The sequence below is a fragment of the Streptomyces sp. NPDC049970 genome (assembly GCF_040660235.1).
In the GTDB taxonomy this organism is placed as follows: Bacteria; Actinomycetota; Actinomycetes; order Streptomycetales; family Streptomycetaceae; genus Streptomyces.
The window spans coordinates 18,312-33,024 of record NZ_JBFALP010000019.1; the positions used below are offsets into that span (position 1 = coordinate 18,312).

12 protein-coding genes are annotated in these 14,713 nt (G+C 70.4%); 4 read left to right on the forward strand and 8 right to left on the reverse strand.

All coding sequences use genetic code 11. The features are described 5' to 3' along the window. Window positions 1-205 precede the first annotated feature (205 nt). Window positions 206-1,186: a CehA/McbA family metallohydrolase gene (locus AB0I83_RS26295; protein WP_363306364.1), complete on the reverse strand. Its 981-nt coding sequence runs from the start codon at window positions 1,184-1,186 to the stop codon at window positions 206-208. A gap of 269 nt (window positions 1,187-1,455) precedes the next feature. On the opposite strand from AB0I83_RS26295, the gene AB0I83_RS26300 reads away from it, so the two are divergent. Together AB0I83_RS26300 and AB0I83_RS26305 are read left to right on the forward strand one after the other, a co-directional pair. Beyond that, window positions 1,456-2,595, forward strand: a complete 1,140-nt coding sequence (locus AB0I83_RS26300; RefSeq protein ID WP_363306365.1) for a DUF1996 domain-containing protein — start codon at window positions 1,456-1,458, stop codon at window positions 2,593-2,595. A 113-nt stretch (window positions 2,596-2,708) separates the two neighbouring features. Continuing rightward, a complete protein-coding gene (locus tag AB0I83_RS26305) occupies window positions 2,709-4,475 on the forward strand; it encodes a discoidin domain-containing protein (protein WP_363306366.1) in 1,767 nt (588 codons plus the stop codon). A gap of 138 nt (window positions 4,476-4,613) precedes the next feature. On the opposite strand, the gene AB0I83_RS26310 is transcribed toward AB0I83_RS26305, so the two are convergent. From AB0I83_RS26310 to AB0I83_RS26325, 4 genes are all read right to left on the reverse strand, one after another. Next, window positions 4,614-4,994, reverse strand: a complete 381-nt coding sequence (locus AB0I83_RS26310; protein ID WP_356529491.1) for a hypothetical protein — start codon at window positions 4,992-4,994, stop codon at window positions 4,614-4,616. Between the two features lie 272 nt (window positions 4,995-5,266). Then, window positions 5,267-6,142 (reverse strand): carbohydrate ABC transporter permease, encoded by an 876-nt coding sequence (locus AB0I83_RS26315; protein WP_356529493.1) that lies wholly within the window; start codon window positions 6,140-6,142, stop codon window positions 5,267-5,269. Further along, the gene (locus tag AB0I83_RS26320; protein ID WP_363306367.1) at window positions 6,135-7,142 is read right to left on the reverse strand and encodes a sugar ABC transporter permease; all 1,008 of its coding nucleotides are present in this window, start codon (window positions 7,140-7,142) and stop codon (window positions 6,135-6,137) included. The genes AB0I83_RS26315 and AB0I83_RS26320 overlap by 8 nt, the downstream gene beginning before the upstream one ends. A 10-nt stretch (window positions 7,143-7,152) precedes the next feature. After that, the gene (locus AB0I83_RS26325; protein ID WP_363306368.1) at window positions 7,153-8,466 is read right to left on the reverse strand and encodes a sugar ABC transporter substrate-binding protein; all 1,314 of its coding nucleotides are present in this window, start codon (window positions 8,464-8,466) and stop codon (window positions 7,153-7,155) included. Window positions 8,467-8,609: 143 nt separating this feature from the next. On the opposite strand from AB0I83_RS26325, the gene AB0I83_RS26330 reads away from it, so the two are divergent. Further along, window positions 8,610-9,953: an ROK family transcriptional regulator gene (locus AB0I83_RS26330; protein ID WP_363306369.1), complete on the forward strand. Its 1,344-nt coding sequence runs from the start codon at window positions 8,610-8,612 to the stop codon at window positions 9,951-9,953. Between the two features lie 237 nt (window positions 9,954-10,190). On the opposite strand, the gene AB0I83_RS26335 is transcribed toward AB0I83_RS26330, so the two are convergent. After that, on the reverse strand, window positions 10,191-11,264 hold the full coding sequence (locus AB0I83_RS26335) for a LacI family DNA-binding transcriptional regulator (RefSeq protein ID WP_356529499.1): 1,074 nt from the start codon (window positions 11,262-11,264) through the stop codon (window positions 10,191-10,193). A gap of 209 nt (window positions 11,265-11,473) precedes the next feature. On the opposite strand from AB0I83_RS26335, the gene AB0I83_RS26340 reads away from it, so the two are divergent. Next, window positions 11,474-12,766: a transglycosylase family protein gene (locus AB0I83_RS26340; protein ID WP_363306371.1), complete on the forward strand. Its 1,293-nt coding sequence runs from the start codon at window positions 11,474-11,476 to the stop codon at window positions 12,764-12,766. Between the two features lie 118 nt (window positions 12,767-12,884). On the opposite strand, the gene AB0I83_RS26345 is transcribed toward AB0I83_RS26340, so the two are convergent. Both AB0I83_RS26345 and AB0I83_RS26350 read right to left on the reverse strand, forming a co-directional pair. Continuing rightward, entirely contained in the window at window positions 12,885-13,985 is a 1,101-nt protein-coding gene (locus AB0I83_RS26345; protein WP_363306372.1) for a DMT family transporter, read from the reverse strand. A 247-nt stretch (window positions 13,986-14,232) separates the two neighbouring features. Beyond that, on the reverse strand, window positions 14,233-14,688 hold the full coding sequence (locus tag AB0I83_RS26350; RefSeq protein WP_363306373.1) for an ATP-binding protein: 456 nt from the start codon (window positions 14,686-14,688) through the stop codon (window positions 14,233-14,235). Window positions 14,689-14,713: the final 25 nt, after the last annotated feature.

The window sequence follows — 14,713 nt, forward strand, 5'->3', positions numbered from 1 at the left end:
GGTGGCCCGGCGGAACGCGACCGGTCTGCTGCGGCAGCAGGGTGGCCCCCTGCCGCAGCAGGCTCTCGTGCGTGGGGCCCGCCGACCGTCGCCCGCGCGGGACGGACACCGGACCCGTCGTGCCCCACGACGTGTCCGGCGGGCCTGGTCCGCCGCGGCTCGCTCCAGTTCGGGCCGGTTCGGGCCAGTGGTCCAGGCGGGCCGGTCAGTCCAGCATGACGGGATTGCTGAGCGCCGCCATGTGGCCCTCACGGTGCCGTACCTCCACGCGGACGAAGGCGGAGTCGGCCGCTCCGATGAGGAGCTCGGCGCTACCCGCTCCCGAGGCGTCGAGCGGCGACCGGTACGCCTCGCCGCGCTCGGTGTGGAAGCTGACCGTGCCCGACGGCACTCCGTGCACCTCCGCTCCGGCCAGGGCCGGTGCGCCGACCGTCGCCAGCCGCTCTCCGATCCCGGCGCTCCGCCCATCCGTGGACACGGTGAACGACAGTTGCGCCGTCGCCGATCCGGCGATCCCTCTCCGGCCGGCGCGTATGGCCGAGAGGAGGGCCGCCGTGCTCGGCTCGTTGGCCGCCACCACGGTGTGGGGGATGCCGATCTGTCCCTCGAGACGGGTGTCGCTGTTGCCCATGGCGGGGAGCCACCGTCCCTGATGGATGCCTGCGGCCAGGCCGCGCCCCCACTCGGCCAAGGCCGCCTCGTTGTCCGCCTGCCAGGGTGCTCCGGAAGTCCACGGCCCGTTCCACACCTCGACCACGTCGAATGCCTGGTACGGGTACATGAGTGTGCCGGAGGGGTAAGGGGCGTGCGGGTGGGCGGCTACGCAGAGTCCGCCGACGCGGCGGACGTCGTCGACCCACCGTCCGATCCGGTCGTCCCGCACGCCGTACCGCCACTCGATCCGTTGCCGGGGCTCGATGCCCAGCGCGAGCCAGTGCCCGGTGAGTGTGGTGACCTCCTGACCCGGTATCACCAGCAGATGCCCGGCGCTGTGTCTGCTCCAGGCCTCGTGCGTCTCGGACGTGTTGTGTTCGGTGGCGGCCAGGAAGTCGAGCCCGACCGCCCGGGCCGCACGCACGAGCTGTTCCGGTGTCAGCTCGCCCCCGGTCGAGACCGTCGAATGGACGTGGCAGTCGCCTCGAAACCAACTGCGCTCCCGCTCGGCCTTCGTCACCCGGTCAGGCATTCCGTCCTTCTCGACTCGGCCTGATACCTGACGGCGTGCCAGGGCTGTGGCCGTGCTCGGAGTGCGCCCGGACTTCAACTCCCCCTGCCGTGCGCACTGTTCACCAACTCTTGACATGTTCTCAGCGGCGGCGTAACACTGGCAACGCCTGGGAGAGCGCTCTCCCGAGTCTCTCGCTCGGCACGTTTCCGCACGACGCACCATCCAGCTCCACTCTCCCCCCACCGCGCACCCGATGTGCGCGGACGCAGAGCGGCACGGAGGTCCGCATGGCCGAAAGATTCAGCAGAAGCATCCTGGTGTCCGCCCTCGCGGTCGCCGCCGCCCTGGCCCTGGTGGTCGTCGGACTCACGGCGATCACGGACGCCGGTACGACGGTGGCCGGGACCGCCTCGAAGGCGGCCGGTGGGTCGGTCGCGGCGTCTCACGTCATGGAGGGGTCACAGGGGCAGCCCATGCAGGGCCACGCCATGGCGGCGGCCGCCCCTGTCCCCTCCGGTGACGACCCCGACGGCGACGGCTACATCCCGGCGAACCCGCCGGTCACCGGCGTGGTGCCGTCCACCGAGATCCCGCCCCACCGCTACTTCCACGAGTTCCAGGCGAACTGCTCGGTCGACCACACCGGCGCGGTCGACCCGATCGTCTATCCGGGGCAGACCGGCAAGTCCCACAACCACACCTTCATGGGGAACGACACCACGGACGAGAACAGCACCACCGCATCGCTCGGCGCGGGCGGCACCGCCTGCAAGGCTCCGGGCGACCTGTCGGCGTACTGGATGCCGACCCTCTACAAGGGGGACCAGGAGGTGCGTCCGGTCGGTCCGCAGACCATCTACTACAAGGCCGGCGTCACGGACTACCGGACCGTGCGGCCGTTCCCCAAGGGGCTCCGCTTCGTCGTCGGCAGCCCGATGCAGACGGCTGAGCAGTTCCGGAACCACCCGGGCATGGTCGAGGGCTACGAGTGCGGCGAGAGCTACCACAACTACGAGTTCCCGGCATCCTGCCCGACCAGTCAGGACACCCAGCTCAACCTCCGTATGCAGGCGCCCAGCTGCTGGGACGGCAAGTACCTGGACACCCCTGACCACCAGGCGCACATGGCGTATCCGATCGTGACGGGTGCCAACCAGGACGTCTGCCCGTCGAGTCACCCGGTCGCCCTGCCGATGATCGAGTTCAAGATGGCCTGGCCGGTCAACGGCGACATGTCGCAGGTGAGGCTGGCCAGCGGTACAGGCCACTCCTTCCACTACGACTTCTTCAACGCCTGGGACGACGCCACGCTCGACGCCATGGTCGATCACTGCGTGGTCGGCGGCCTCCAGTGCGACGCCCGGGGGTACGACCAGAACAACCCCGGCGCGGGTGCGGCGCTGAACGAGAACTACGAACTTCCCTGACCCTGGTATCCCCCTGGTGGGCGCGGATCGGCCGCGCCCACCAGGGAGAGCGCTCTCCCTGGATCCTCACACGTTCACGCCATTCTTCCCACGACGAGGAGCTGTCTCCCCCCATGAAACTGCCACGTCTCATCCCGTCGGCCCGAGGCCGCAGACGCACGACGGCGCGGCTCGCCGTCGCCGCCCTTCTCGCCGCCGGAGCGGCAGCCCTCCCCGCGCCCGCCGCCCAGGCCGCCGGAAGCGTGGTGAAGGTCGAAGGGGCGCAGGGTTCCTGGAAGCTGACCGTGGATGGTTCCCCGTACACCGTGAAGGGCCTGACCTGGGGCCCGGCCGTGGCCGACGCCGGACAGTACATGCCCGACGTGAGGTCGATGGGGGTCAACACCGTCAGGACCTGGGGCACCGACGCCACCACGAAACCGCTCCTGGACGGTGCTGCCGCGAACGGCATCAAGGTCATCGCCGGTTTCTGGCTCCAGCCCGGTGGTGGTCCCGGCAGCGGCGGGTGCGTCGACTACCTGACGGACACCACGTACAAGAACGAGATGCTCGCCGAGTTCCCCAAGTGGGTGGAAGCGTACAAGGACCACCCCGGGGTCCTCATGTGGAACGTCGGCAACGAGTCCGTGCTCGGGTTGCAGAACTGCTACGGCGGGGACGCCCTCGAACAGCAGCGCAACGCGTACACGGCCTTCGTCAACGACATCACGAAGAAGATCCACGCCGTCGACCGCAACCACCCGGTCACCTCGACCGACGCGTGGACCGGGGCCTGGCCGTACTACAAGAGGAACGCACCGGACCTCGACCTGTACGCAGTCAACTCCTACGGCGCCGTCTGCGACATCAGGAAGACCTGGGAGGACGGGGCCTTCGACAAGCCGTACATCGTGACCGAGGGCGGCCCCGCCGGTGAGTGGGAGGTGCCGGACGACGCCAACGGCGTACCCGACGAGCCGACCGACGTCGCCAAGGCCGATGGCTACAAGCGCGCCTGGCAGTGCGTCACCGGCCACACCGGCGTCGCACTCGGCGCGACGCTCTTCCACTACGGCACCGAGTACGACTTCGGTGGCGTCTGGTTCAATCTGCTCCCCGCCGGTCAGAAGCGCCTCTCGTACTACGCGGTGAAGCAGGCGTACGGAGCGAGCACCGCGGGCGACAACACACCGCCCGTGATCACCGGCATGACGGTCGACAACGCCTCGGCGGTCCAGGCCGGCAGGCCCTTCACCGTGAAGGCCTCGGTCTCCGACCCCGACGGTGACGCCCTCACCCACCAGGTGCTCCTGGGCAGCAAGTACGTCGACAACAACGGGCAGTTGAACCAGACGCCGTTCACGGACAAGGGCAACGGCACCTTCGAGGTCACCGCTCCGGACCGGCTCGGCGTGTGGAAGGTCTACCTGAAGAGCTCGGACGGCAAGGGCAACGTCGGCATCGAGACGAAGTCCTTCGAGGTCGTGCCGCCGCAGGTCGGGGGCACGAACGTGGCGGCGGGCAGGCCCGCCACCGCGTCCACGTTCCAGCCCGACAGCGTCGGCTGCCCGTGCCCGGCCGGCAACGCGGTCGACGGCTCCTTCGACACCCGTTGGGCGAGCGACTGGTCCGACCAGCAGTGGATCCAGGTGGACCTCGGGGCCAGGACGCCGTTCGACCACGTGCAGCTCGCCTGGGAGGCCGCGTACGCCAAGGGATACACCCTGCAGACGTCGGACAACGGCCAGGACTGGACCACCGTGCGGACCGTCACCGACGGCAACGGCGGCATCGACGACCTCGATGTGACGGGGGAGGCGCGCTACGTACGGGTGAGCACCTCCGTGCGCGGCACACCCTGGGGCTACTCGCTCTACGAGTTCGGCGTCTACCGGCGCTGACCGCCCGCAGGAGCCGCCGCACCGTCCCGATCCCCGCCGTCGGTGCGGCAGGGAAGTCCGCGGCGGGCCACGGAGAACCGTGGCCCGCCGCGGACTCACGCGTCGCCGCCGTCCGGTCGGTGCGCGGAAAGGGGCGGCTCAGGCGGATTCCTCGGGGCCGTCGTCGTCGGAGCTCAGCTCCTCGGCCCGCAGCGCCAGGTCCTGCAGCACATCGGCGGAGGTCACGTCCTCCTGACCGGAGTCATGGATCTGCGCGAGAGCGATGAAGGCCAGGGTGAACGCCCCGACCAGCTGCTCGACGGCACCACCCACCTCGCGCCCCACCAGAGCCGCCATCTCCTCGACGCTCGCGTCCGCGGGAATGGCGATGTGCGGCATCGTCTCGTTCAGCAGGGTCGTCACCATGCTGCCGCCCGCGTCCGGGTCACCGCCGCCTCCGTCCTCCTCGGCCTGGCGCTGCATCTGGCCCGCCTCCGTGAGGATGCCGATCACTCGCTTGAGGACTTCGCTCTGCTCCATACGGTGAGCATAAGTGCCCAGGCCGCCCGTGCCCGATGGCTTCCCGGGAGCTGCGCCGATCACCCCGGAGGCGGTTCCGGACGGCAGAGGCCCCCGGTCACCAGCGGTTGTGGCCGCTGGGCCGGGGGCTCGGGCTTCGCACGGGACGGGATCAGGCCACCGGGTGCGGCCGGTCTTCGGAGACCGCGCGGATCAGCTCCGCGTGGCGACGCCCCGGGTGGAGTCGGTCGGAAGGGGGTCGAGGTCGTTCACCGGCTGCCCTTCCTCGTGCGTCACTTGACGGCCCCCGCGGTGAGCCCGGCCACGAGGTAGCGCTGCAGGAGAAGGAAGCCCGCGACCACGGGCACGCTGACGACGAGCGAGGCGGCCATGACCTGGTTCCAGTACACGTCGTTCTGGGTGGCGTAGCCCTGCAGGCCGACCGCCAGGGTGCGGGTGGCGTCGTTCGTCATCACGGAGGCGAACAGCACCTCGCCCCACGCCGTCATGAACGCGTACACGGACACGGCGACGATCCCCGGCACGGCGGCCGGCACGACGACCCGGAACAGTGCCCGGACCGGGCCGCAGCCGTCCACCAGCGCCGCCTCGTCCAAGTCCTTCGGGATGGAGTCGAAGTAGCCGATCAGCATCCAGATGGAGAAGGGCAGCGAGAACGTCAGATAGGTGAGGATCAGTCCGCCCCGTGAGCCGTACAGGGCGAGGCCGGTGCTGTTGCCGATGTTGACGAAGATCAGGAACAGCGGGAGGAGGAAGAGGATCCCCGGGAACATCTGGGTGGAGAGCACCGTGACGGTGAACACCCGCTTGCCGCGGAAGCCGTAGCGGCTCACGGCGTAGGCCGAGAACACCGCGATGGTCACCGAGAGGACCGTCGCGGCGCCCGCCACGATCAGCGAGTTCACGAAGTACTTGGCGAGCGGGACGGTGTCCCAGATGTCGAAGTAGGGCTGGACCGTCAGCTCCGTCGGGATCCACCGGAACTTCCCGGAGACGTCCTGGAGCGGTTTCAGGGAGCTGCTGATCATGACGTAGACCGGCAGGAGGACGAATCCCGCGAGCAGTGTCAGGACGACTCGCCGGGTCCAGAGGAAGGACCGCGGCGCCGCCATGGGGGACCGGACGCGCGACCGGGCGGGGCTAGGCATCGGCGCCCTTCCTTCCGCGTGAGGTGAGGAACAGGTACGCGGCCGTCACGACCAGAAGGAAGAGCAGCAGCAGGACGGACATCGCCGAACCGCTGCCGAAGTTCCACGTGACGAACGACGACTGGTAGATGTGGATCGAGATCAGGTCGGCGTTCTCCGGTGCCGACTTCCCGAACAGGACGTACGGCGTGTTGAAGTCGTTGAACGTCCACAGGAACAGGACGAGCACCAGGACCTGGTTGACGGGCCGGAGCGAGGGCAGCGTGATCCTGCGGATCTGCTGCCAGATGCCGGCGCCGTCGATCGAGGCCGCCTCGTAGAGCTCGCGCGGGATGTTCTGCAGGGCGGCCATCAGCATCAGGAAGGCGAACGGCCAGCCCTTCCACACGGAGACGATGATCAGCGCGTAGATGCTGTTGTCGCCTATCAGCCAGAAGGACGGCTGGCCGGTCAGCCCGAGCTGGTCGTGCAGGACGTGGTTGACCAGCCCGTTGTCGCGCTGGAACATGAACGCCCACGTGATGACCGCCGCGTAGACCGGCAGGGCGTACGGGACGAGGAAGACGGCCCGCAGGAAGCCCCGGCCGCGGAAGTTCTCCTGAAGCATGACCGCCGCGGCGATGCCGAACAGCCAGGCCAGTCCGACGGCGAAGAACGTGAAGACGCAGGTGACGAGGAACGAGTGCAGGAGTGCCTCGCCGATCGGGGCGTCGAAGTCGACGGCGATGCGGTAGTTGTCGAGGCCGGTCCAGGGCGCCCCGCCCCAGTTGTTGATGAAGAACTGGGTGAGCTGACGGAAGCTCATCACGATCCCGATGATCATCGGGACGATGTGTATCAGGAGTTCGAGCAGCACGGCGGGGAGCAGCAGGAGGTAGGGCAGTCCGCCTCGGCGGATCCGGTCGGGGATGCGCGGCAGTCGCCCGCGCGCACCCCCGGTGCCCGTGCTCCTCACCCTGTCGGACTTGTCGACCTGGGGATCGGTGGTCACGGCGGTCATGAAGAGTGCCTCACTGCTGCTGCATCGTCTGCTGGGCCTTGTCCAGGCGTGCCTTGACCGATTCGGTCGTCACGGGGGTGCCGGCCGCGGCGTCCGCGAACAGCTCCTTCACCGCGGTGCCCACCGCCGTCTCGAACTGCGACTCGTTCGGTACCTGGGGGAGGGGAGCCGCGCTGGTGGCGAGCGTGTCGCGCAGGACCTTCAGCTCGGGCGCGGAGAACGCGGCGTCCGACTGCGCGGCCTTGACGGGCGGGATCGACCCGTAGGTCCGGCAGAGGATCTTCTGCTCCTCGTCGCTCGTCATGAACTTCACGAACTCCTTGGCGCCGTCGATGTTCCTGGTGTTCTTGAACACCGCCATGTTGATGCCGGCCACCATGGAGTTGGTCTGCTCGCCGGCTCCCGGGGCGCCCGAGGGGACGGGGACGGGTGCGACCCCCCAGTCCTCCGGCTTCATGCCCTGTGCGGCGAAGGTGGTGGCCGCGGCCTGCCAGAGGACCATGGCCGTGCGGCCCTTGGCGAAGTCGGTGAGCGACTGGTTCTGGGCGTACTCGGCGTTGCCCGGAGCGATGATCTTGTCCTTGGCCATGAAGTCGACGTACTGCTTCACCGCCGCGACGGCGCCCTCGGAGGTGAAGTCCGCCTTGCCCTGGGCGTCGAAGAAGTCCGCGCCGTGCTGACGCCCGAGGACGAACGTCTGGTGGATGTTGTTGGAGAGGTTGGCGCCCTCGGCGCCGAGGGCCCACTTGCCGTCCTTGGACAGCTTCTTGCCGTCCTCGACGAGCTGGTCCCAGGTGGCGGGAGGTGTGGTGATGCCCGCGTCGGCGAACATCTTCTTGTTGTAGTAGAGGGCGTACGACAGCGAGTAGAGCGGAACCGCGGCGGGCGGCTCGCCCTCCTTGCCGGCCGAGGCGACCGCCGAGTCGATGAAGCGGTCCCGGCCGCCGATCGCCTCGAAGTTCTTGTCGTCCCAGGGCAGCAGCGCCCCGGTGGCCTGGAGCGAAGCCGACCAGGTGTTGCCGATGTTCAGCACGTCGGGGCCCTGTCCCGACGTGGTGGCGGCGAGGATGCGGTTCAGCAGGTCTGCCCAGGGGACGACCTCCAGCTTCACCTTGATCCCGGTCTCCTTCTCGAACTTCTTCAGCTCGGGGGTGAGGATCTTCTTGTCGGCCTCGATGCTCGGCCCCTGGTTGGACGCCCAGTACGTCAGGGTCTTCGGCGAATCGTTGCTGCCGCCCGCGGACGTTCCGCCCCCGCAGCCGGTGACTCCTGCGGCGACGGACATGGCGAGGGTGACGGCTGCTGCGGCTCTGAGGTGACGCATGAAAGGTGGCCCCTTTCCGGGGAGGGCTGGGTTCGGGATCCGAACCGCCCTTCCGCTCTTAATTTAAGATGTGATTTAAGAGGTGAAGAAAGTGCGCGTCAAGGGTTGGGGTCGGGGTATGTTGCCTGGACGAAGGGAGCAACATGGCTGAGCGCAGCAGACGGACCGTGCGTGACCTGCGAAGGGGCAACCGCGCGAGGGTATTGCAACGGTTGTATGTCGACGGCCCGTTGAGCCGTCAGGAGCTCGGCCCCGCGACCGGGCTGAGTTCGGGATCCATCAGCAACGTGGTCGCCGAGCTGGCCTCGGAAGGGCTCCTGGAGGAGGCCGGGATAGTCGACTCCGACGGCGGGCGCCCCCGGACCCTGCTGCGCATCGCCCCGGGGAGCGGACTGTTCGTGGGCATCGACATCGGCGAGACCCGCGTCCGTGTCGAGCTGTTCGACATCTCGCTCACGGAGCTCGCCCGTACCGACCGCCTGCTCGCCCAGCACGGATACGACGTCGAGCGCATCGTCAGCCACGTCCGCAGGGGAGTGGCCGACGTCCTGCGCGACGCGGAGGCGGACCCGCGGCTGCTGCTCGGCATCGGGATCGGGGTGCCCGGCATCATCGAACGCGACGCGTCGGAGGCCGCGGGCGGTCCTGGCGCGGTCGTGCACGGGCAGACCATCGGCTGGAGCGCGGTGCCCTTCGAGCGGATGCTCCGCGAGGCCGTCGACATACCGCCCGAGGTCCCGTTCTTCATCGACAACGGAGCCAAGACGCTGGGGCAGGCCGAGATGTGGTTCGGTGGAGGCCGGGGTGCCGGAACGGCCGCCGTCGCCCTGATCGGCTCCGGTGTGGGCGCGAGCGTCAACCGGGGGGACATCCTCGACGAGGACCTCTCGAACGCGGCCCTGGAGTGGGGCCACACCACGGTGCAGCTGAGGGGCCGCCGGTGCCGTTGCGGCTCCATCGGCTGCCTGGAGGCGTACGCGGGTGCGGAGGCGATGCGCGAACGCTGGCAGGAGGCGGGCGGCCCGCTGCCCCCGGACGCCGACGACGAGACCGCCCTCGCCGCGCTGCTCGCCGCCGCGTACCCCGGCCCGGGCGAAGGCCCCCCGGACCCCGTGGCGGTCTCGATCCTGGACGAGACGGCCGAATGCCTCGGTGCGGCACTGGCCGACCTGGTCAACCTCTTCCTGCCCGAACGCATCCTGCTCGGCGGCTGGGCGGGCCTGCTCATCGGCCCCCACCTGCTCCCGGACATCCGCCGCTACGCCCGGGAGTACGCGCTCCGGCACGCGGTCGCCCGCACCACGATCGACCTGGGGCACCTGGGTCCCGACGCGGTCACGGTGGGCGCCGCGACCCTGCCTTTGTCCGACTTCCTGGCTCGCGGCGGCACCCGCCCCGCGCGGTTGCGCCTCCCGGACGCCACCGAGGCGTCCGAACGCACCCCCGCGTCGGCCCTCCGGGGGCGAGGCCGCGCTGCGGCGGGATGAGGGTGCGACCGACCCGGCCGCTCCGGGCCAGGGCGAGCGGCGGGAGGGGCTGGGCGGCGGGCCTCCGGGGTGCGGGTGTGCCCTACGGGACGTCGGCAGTCCGGGCGCGTGGGCGCCCTCCGGGGCGGCGGGTGTCCGGGGGCGCAGGCCGCCGGGCGTCCCCGGTCGGCGTCGGGCGTCCGGGCCGGCGGTGGGTCGTTCGGGCGGCGCGCGCGATGGCGGGCCCGTGTCCGAGACCTACGCGGAGTCCCGTACCACCAGCACCGGTTCGAAGATCACCGATGTCACCGGCCGGGCCGGTGCCGCCAGCCGGTCGAGCAGAAGGCCCGTCATCTCCGCCGCCATGTCCTCGACCGGCTGACGCACGGTCGTGAGCGGCGGCCGGCACGCGGAGGCGGCCCTGCTGTCGTCGAAGCCGATCACCGCCACGTCCTCCGGCACCCGCCTGCCGTGCTCCCGCAACACGTGGCAGGCGCCCACGGCCATGAGGTCGTTCCCGGCGAACACCCCGTCCAGACCGGGGTGTTCGGAGAGCAGCCGCTCCATCGCGGCCTCCCCGCTCTCCTGGGTGAACTGCCCCTCGGCCACCGGCGGGTGGCCGTGTCCGTGGCTCGCCATCGCCTCCCGGAAGCCCGCCAGCCTCTCCTGTCCCGCCGGCACGTTCAGCGGCCCGCTGATCGTCGCGATCCTGACGCAGCCGCGTGCCAGCAGGTGTTCGGCCGCCAGCCGGGCGCCGTCCCGGTGGGCCAGGTCGACGTAGCTGATGCCCACCGGCCGGGCGGGGCGCGCGTAGAGCACCGCCGGCAGTCCTGCGTCGGTCATCAGCCCCGGCATCGGGTCCTCGGCGTGCGTCGACACGATCAGCGCGCCGTCCGCCCTGCCCTGACGCAGATACGTCACCACCTCTTCGCGGGCCCGCGAGGTCTCGGCGAACATCAGCACCGGGTGCATCCCGCGTGGCCTGAGGTAGTCGACCACCCCCGTCACCACTCGGCCGAAGAACGGGTCCGCGAAGACCTGGGCCGTGAAGGACGCCTCCTCGGCCGCAGGGGTCCCGCCATCCGGCTCGACCCCTGCTCCCGACACCACCAGCGCGATGGCGTCGGACCTGCGGGTGACCAGCGACCGGGCCGCACGGTTGGGCGCGTAGCCCGTCACGGAGACCGCCCGTCGCACGGCCTCCTGGATCGCCGGGTCGACGTTGCGCACGCCGTTGACGACCCGCGAGACCGTGGCGCGCGAGACGCCTGCGGCCCTCGCGACGTCCTCCAGGGTGGGCGCCGCACCGGTCGGTCGCAGAGCATCCGTCATGAGCGCATTTATAGCATCAGCAAGGCGAGTTGATAGAGCGCTCTCCCACTTGCCGGAGCACCGCGACACCGGCTTCTCGATCGGCCAAGGGGGTTGTGCGCCGGAGCGCGAGGGTGGTCGGTACCGACTGTTCACTTGTCACCGTCCTTTGTATGCCCATAAGTTGGCCGCTTGTGACGTGTGCTACTGCGAGTGGGGGAGCCTGAATCATGGCCGCGAACGGACGGCACCGCAGATACCAGCCCAGCCGGATCAACCGCGCTTCGCTCACGGTGACGGCGGGAGGCGCGGGCATCGCTCTCCCGCTTCTCGCCGCTGCCTCGGCGGGCGCCGCCTCGGCCGATGTGTGGGAGAAGGTCGCCGCCTGCGAGTCGACGGGCGACTGGCACGTCAACACCGGCAACGGCTACTACGGCGGATTGCAGTTCACCCGGTCGACCTGGGCCGCGTACGGCGGAACCGCCTATGCCGCGCGGGCCGACCTTGCGACGAAGGACCAGCAGATCGCGGTCGCGGAGAAGGTGCTGGACGGGCAGGGGCCCGGCGCGTGGCCGACGTGTTCGGTGAGCGCGGGTCTGGAGCGGGGCGGCGACGCCCCCGGCATCGCCCCGCAGTCGGACCGCGCGGCCCAGCCCGTCACGACCACGCAGGACAAGGCGTCCCCGACACCGAAGAAGGCCGTCCGGGACGCTGTGGCGGGCAAGACGTCACCGACGGCCGTGCCCGGCAAGCGCGAGTCCTACACCGTGGCGCACGGTGACTCCCTCTCCGCGATAGCCTCCGCCGAGCGGGTCCGGGGCGGCTGGGAGCGTCTGTACACCGCGAACCGCGCGGTGGTCGGCGCCGACCCCGACCTCATTCTTCCCGGCCAGCGGCTGACCCTCGACGTGTCGGTCACGCCCGGTACGTCCTCGAAGCCGACGGCGGCCCCGCAGCGCAAGGTGGCGGAGAAGGCAGCCCCGACACAGAAGGCAGCCCCGAAAGAGAAGGCAGCCGAGAAGCCCGCCCCGAGGGCCGAGGCCCCCAAGGCGAAGCAGAAGGCGGCCCCCGAGGCCAGGAAGCCTGCCGCCAGGACCGAGCACAAGGCGGCCGAGCCCCGCTCCGGGCTCACCGCGCCCGTGTCGGCCCGCACCGGAACCCCGTACCACCAGGCCGGTTCATGGTCGAGCGGCTACCACACGGGTGTCGACTTCCCCGTCCCCACCGGCACTTCGGTGAAGGCCGTGGGGTCCGGCAAGGTCGTCTCCGCGGGCTGGGCCGGCGCGTACGGCTACGAGGTCGTCATCCGGCACGGCGACGGCAGGTACAGCCAGTACGCGCACCTCTCCTCGCTCCACGTGCGCGCCGGTCAGCAGGTCGGCGGCGGGCAGCGGATCGCGCGTTCGGGATCCACCGGCAACAGCACCGGACCGCATCTGCACTTCGAGATCCGCACCGGCCCCGGCTACGGATCCGACGTCGACCCGCTCGCCTACCTCAGGGCCGGTGGCGCCGCCGTCTGAGCCGATCCGGGACCTGCCGTCCGCGAGGACGCCGGTGTTCCCCGGAACGGGCTCGCGGGGACCGGCGTCGCGAGCCCACCTCCGGACCCCGCCCCGATCCAGCGTGATCCAGCGGGACTCAGACGAGAGAACCTAATTCACCCCGGCGTGCCGGACCTGCCGCGGGCCTCTCGCCGTCGAACCGCACGCGTCCGCCGCCGTGGTCCAGCGGCATGGTCAGAGGCAGTGACAGCGCCGTCGGTGCCGGAAAAGGGTCCGGCAGACGCGCCCCCGTGGTGCCGACCGGAGGTTTCGACGGTTCGGGCAGCGTCACTGTGTGACGTACGTCCGGTTCCTCCGGCGCCTCGGCCGAGGGCCCGCCCGGTCGTGTGCCGACCTCCGTGGTACGCCGCTCCGCGCCGACCCGTTCGGTCGTCAGCAGCACCAGGCCGGCCGCGGCCAGCGCACCGCAGGCCACGGCGAGCACCGTTCCCGCCACGCCGTACCGGAACTGCTCCCCGAACATGGTGATGCCCACCGCGGCGGCGACCACCGGATTGACCACGGTGACCGTCGCGAGCGGCGCGGTGAGCCCCGCGCCCCGGTAGGCGGCCTGGGACAGCAGCAGCCCGGCCGCGGCGAGTCCCGCGATGACCAGCAGGGTCGGCAGCCCCGAACGCACCGATCCGGACGTCCACTCCACCGCCACGGTCTTCGTGAACACCGAGGCCATACCGAACGCGATTCCGGCGCCGGTGGCCAGCACCACACTGCGCGGCATCGGCCGGTGCAGGCCCTTGGCCAGGGCGAGCACGACCACCACGGCGCCGGCCGTCCCCGTCGCCAGCACGAACTGCTCAGGCCCGGCCAGCGAGTGCGATCCCGCGCTGCCCGTCAGAGCCAGCAGCCCGGCCAGGCCCACCGTGGCCATCACCGCACCCCGCCATGCCGTGCGGCCCGCCCTGCGGTGCACGAAGACCGCGGCCATCGGCAGCGCGAAGACGATCGTCAGCGCGCCGAGCGGCTGCACGAGGCTGAGCGGCCCGTACGCCAGTGCCACCACGTGCAGCAGGGCCCCCACGCCGTTGAGCGCCACAGCCACCCACCACGCACCGTTGCGCAGCGGTGCGTACGGGCGGCTGCCACCGGCTGCGGCCACGTGCTCCTGGACGATGGCACCGGCCGCGTACGCGACCGCGGAGACCAGTGACAGCAGCACGGAAAACGCGAGGGAACTCATGGGCACCACGATGTCCCGTCGGAGCCTCCACGTCGTCGTCCCTGAGTGGGCGATTCGGCGTACTGCTCCAGTAGTACGTACATCACTCCTTGGTCCTCCTCTCGACGGTAGTCCTCCTGGCCCCAGGGCTCAGAAGTTCGTCGGAGAGGTGACACCGTGCTGCCACGCGGTCACGAGATCGTCAACAATATGCAGAAATCGCCCGCTCCGACCGGAGCGGGCGTCCGTCACCGCCGTCGGGTCCGGTTCAGGTGCTGAGCTGGAACTCGGCTCGAATGCGCTTCCCCACGGGCACCAGTTCCGCCGTGAGCCGGTCGCACAGCGCGACCACGATTTCCATGCCGTGACCGCCGAGGCGGCCGGGGTCGGGGGAGTAGAGCACCGGAAGGGCCGTGCTGGTGTCGTACACGGTCACGCTGATGTGCCGTGCGTTGCCCTCGAGCTCCAGCAGGTACGGGCCGTGGCTGTAGCGGTCCGCGTTGGTGACGAGCTCGCTGACCGCCAGCATCAGGTCGCTGCGGGTGTTGTCGCCGAGGGCGGCCATCCACTCGGCGACGAGCTGTGCGAGGAAGCGGTCGGCCAGCGCGCGGGCCTGGGCGATGCAACCCGGCTCACCGTCGAAGACCTCGGCGGTGAGCAGAACGTCTGAGGACGGTGACCTGTTACAGGTATCGTCCGGCCGTGAGATGGCCTGTTCCTTCATGTGCTCCAGCCAGGGTGCCGCAGGG

What these genes read in the sequence shown, in the direction of transcription:
- AB0I83_RS26295 (WP_363306364.1), bottom strand. Translation starts at nt 1,186, where the DNA reads ATGCCTGACCGGGTGACGAAGGCCGAGCGGGAGCGCAGTTGGTTTCGA.
- AB0I83_RS26300 (WP_363306365.1), top strand. Translation starts at nt 1,456, where the DNA reads ATGGCCGAAAGATTCAGCAGAAGCATCCTGGTGTCCGCCCTCGCGGTC.
- AB0I83_RS26305 (WP_363306366.1), top strand. Translation starts at nt 2,709, where the DNA reads ATGAAACTGCCACGTCTCATCCCGTCGGCCCGAGGCCGCAGACGCACG.
- AB0I83_RS26310 (WP_356529491.1), bottom strand. Translation starts at nt 4,994, where the DNA reads ATGGAGCAGAGCGAAGTCCTCAAGCGAGTGATCGGCATCCTCACGGAG.
- AB0I83_RS26315 (WP_356529493.1), bottom strand. Translation starts at nt 6,142, where the DNA reads ATGCCTAGCCCCGCCCGGTCGCGCGTCCGGTCCCCCATGGCGGCGCCG.
- AB0I83_RS26320 (WP_363306367.1), bottom strand. Translation starts at nt 7,142, where the DNA reads ATGACCGCCGTGACCACCGATCCCCAGGTCGACAAGTCCGACAGGGTG.
- AB0I83_RS26325 (WP_363306368.1), bottom strand. Translation starts at nt 8,466, where the DNA reads ATGCGTCACCTCAGAGCCGCAGCAGCCGTCACCCTCGCCATGTCCGTC.
- AB0I83_RS26330 (WP_363306369.1), top strand. Translation starts at nt 8,610, where the DNA reads ATGGCTGAGCGCAGCAGACGGACCGTGCGTGACCTGCGAAGGGGCAAC.
- AB0I83_RS26335 (WP_356529499.1), bottom strand. Translation starts at nt 11,264, where the DNA reads ATGACGGATGCTCTGCGACCGACCGGTGCGGCGCCCACCCTGGAGGAC.
- AB0I83_RS26340 (WP_363306371.1), top strand. Translation starts at nt 11,474, where the DNA reads ATGGCCGCGAACGGACGGCACCGCAGATACCAGCCCAGCCGGATCAAC.
- AB0I83_RS26345 (WP_363306372.1), bottom strand. Translation starts at nt 13,985, where the DNA reads ATGAGTTCCCTCGCGTTTTCCGTGCTGCTGTCACTGGTCTCCGCGGTC.
- AB0I83_RS26350 (WP_363306373.1), bottom strand. Translation starts at nt 14,688, where the DNA reads ATGAAGGAACAGGCCATCTCACGGCCGGACGATACCTGTAACAGGTCA.